General features: G+C 71.2%; 1 protein-coding gene, 1 tRNA gene and 2 rRNA genes. 3 read left to right on the top strand and 1 reads right to left on the bottom strand.

All coding sequences use genetic code 11. The features are described from left to right. The 3 genes from CCN56_RS15810 to CCN56_RS15800 all read left to right on the top strand — a co-directional run. Nucleotides 1-104 (top strand): 23S ribosomal RNA (locus CCN56_RS15810); the annotation flags it as partial. A 72-nt stretch (nt 105-176) separates the two neighbouring features. Then, a 5S ribosomal RNA gene (gene rrf, locus CCN56_RS15805) occupies nt 177-293 on the top strand. 5 nt (nt 294-298) lie between these two features. After that, nucleotides 299-371, top strand: a tRNA-Thr gene (locus CCN56_RS15800). Between the two features lie 100 nt (nt 372-471). Here CCN56_RS15800 and CCN56_RS15795 read toward each other — a convergent pair. After that, on the bottom strand, nt 472-2288 hold a 1817-nt coding region (locus CCN56_RS15795), incomplete at its 5' end, for a SpoIIE family protein phosphatase (RefSeq protein WP_256961986.1).

Below are 2288 nucleotides of genomic sequence, written 5' to 3'. Positions count from 1 at the left end.
TGAGAGGGTAAGGCTCCCAGCAGACGACTGGGTTGATAGGCCGGATGTGGAAGCCCCGCAAGGGGTGGAGCTGACCGGTACTAATAGGCCGAGGGCTTGTCCTCAGTTGCTCGCGTCCACTGTGTTAGTTCTGAAGCAATGAACTCCCTTGCCGGTTGAGTTCAACTTCATAGTGTTTCGGTGGTCATAGCGTTAGGGAAACGCCCGGTTACATTCCGAACCCGGAAGCTAAGCCTTTCAGCGCCGATGGTACTGCAGGGGGGACCCTGTGGGAGAGTAGGACGCCGCCGAACAACCTGCCCTTTTAGCTCAGTCGGTAGAGCGTCTCCATGGTAAGGAGAAGGTCAACGGTTCGATTCCGTTAAAGGGCTCCGAAATGAAAAGGCCCCCGCCATCAGGCGGGGGCCTTTTTGTGTTTCTGGGGCAGTGGGCAGGACCGGCGCCTCCCCTTCGGAGGAGGCGCCGGCTCTGTCAGTTGTGGTCCGGTTCGCGGAGACGCATCGCCAGGATGGCCATGTCGTCGGAGGCGGGGGCCTGGGCGAAGCGTTCGACCGCGCGGAGGACACGGGAGGCGACCGCGCCGGCCGTCAGGCCCGTACAGGTCTTGAGGACCTCGGCCAGGCCGTCGTCGCCCAGCATGCGGGTGCCCTCGCGGCGTTCCGTCACGCCGTCCGTGACGCAGAGGAGGACGTCGCCCGGGTCGAGCGTGACCGTCTGCTCGTACAGTTCCAGGTCCTCCATGACGCCCAGGAGCGGCTGCGGTTCGGCCGCGGGCTCCACCGTGCCGTCCGGGCGGAGGCGCAACGGGAGGGGGTGGCCGGCGCAGACGACCTTGAGGATCACCGAGCCGTCCGGCTGCGGGCGCATCTCGCCGTAGAGGAGGGTCAGGAAGCGGCTGCGGGCGCCCTCGTCGAGGATCGCCGCGTTCAGCCGCTCCAGGACCGCCGGGCCGCCGAAGCCCTCGCGGGCCAGGAGGCGCAGGGCGTGGCGGGCCAGGCCGGTGACGGCGGCCGCCTCCGGGCCCGTACCGCAGACGTCGCCGATGGCGAATCCGTAGACGTCGTCCCTGATGGGGAAGACGTCGTAGAAGTCGCCTCCCACCTCGTTGCCCTCGCCGGCCGCGCGGTAGATGACGTCGACCTCGACGCCCGGGATCACGGGGAGGCCCGGCGGGAGGAGGCTGCGCTGGAGGGACTGGCTGATCGCCACGCGCTCCGAGTACAGGCGGGCGTTGTCCAGGGCCAGGGCCGCCCGGCGCGAGAGGTCCTCGGCGAGCTCCAGGATCTCCTGGCGGAAGTGGTCCTCCGAGGGCCTGCCGAGGGTCAGCATGCCGATGACCCGGTTGCGGGCGACCAGCGGCAGGACGACCGTCTCGCCGGCGACCGTGCTCGCGGTGGCCAGGGTGGTGTCGATGCCGGAGGAGAGGGGGCTCGCCGGGTGGTCGAGGGCGCGGACCGAGGCGGTCAGTGCCGCGCGGTGTGCCGCGTCGCCCGGGGCGGACCAGACGCGGGCGCCGGGGGTCGGCACCGGGTCGGGCGGGGCGATGGAGGAGAGCAGGGCCTTGAGGCCGTCGATGCGGTCCTCGTCCTCGTGGAGCACGTACGAGAGGTACGGGTCGGAGGCCTGGTCGGCGATCGTGTAGACCGCGCACCAGGTGGCGAGGGTGGGGACCGTCATCTGGGCCATCAGGGCCAGGGTCTGGTCGCGGTCGAGGGTGCCGGCCAGGAGGTCGGAGGCCTCGACGAGGAAGCTGAGGGAGCCGCGGCGGAGCCGTTCGAGTTCGCCGAGGCGGGCCGATTCGACGGCCAGGGCGATGCGGTCGGCGGCGAACTGGAGGCGGAGGGCCTCCTCGTTCGAGTAGCGGTTCGCGGACTCTGCGGCCACGCCGAGGGAGCCGGTGAGCCGGCCCTCGACCTTGAGCGGGACGGTGACGACCGAGCGCATGCCGGTGCCTTCGAGGAGCGGGACGGCGCCGGGGACGGCGGCCAGGTCCTCGTGGACGGCGGGCATGCGGGCGGAGCCGTAGCGGCTGGCGCCGGTCTCCACGGGGACGCGGGCGAAGCGCTGGCGGGCGGCCGGGAGTCCGGTGGTGGCCCGTACCTCCAGTTCCGTCTCGTCGTCGGTGGCGAGCAGGAGGAAGGCGGCGTCGCCGTCGAGCATGTCGCGGGCGCGCTCGACCGTGCGCTGGAGGAGGCCGTCGAGGTCGTCGGGGGCGGGGGAGCCGATGAAGACCTCGAAGGGGTCGGCGGCGCGGCTCTCGGAGCCCGGCTCGGCGACGGGGCGCTGCG

Origin of the sequence: Streptomyces sp. NRRL B-24572 (assembly GCF_002156145.1) — a bacterium.
Lineage (GTDB): Bacteria > Actinomycetota > Actinomycetes > Streptomycetales > Streptomycetaceae > Streptomyces > Streptomyces vietnamensis.
Note: the sequence above shows the minus strand (reverse complement) of the source record. Positions and strands in the feature narration are given on the sequence as shown.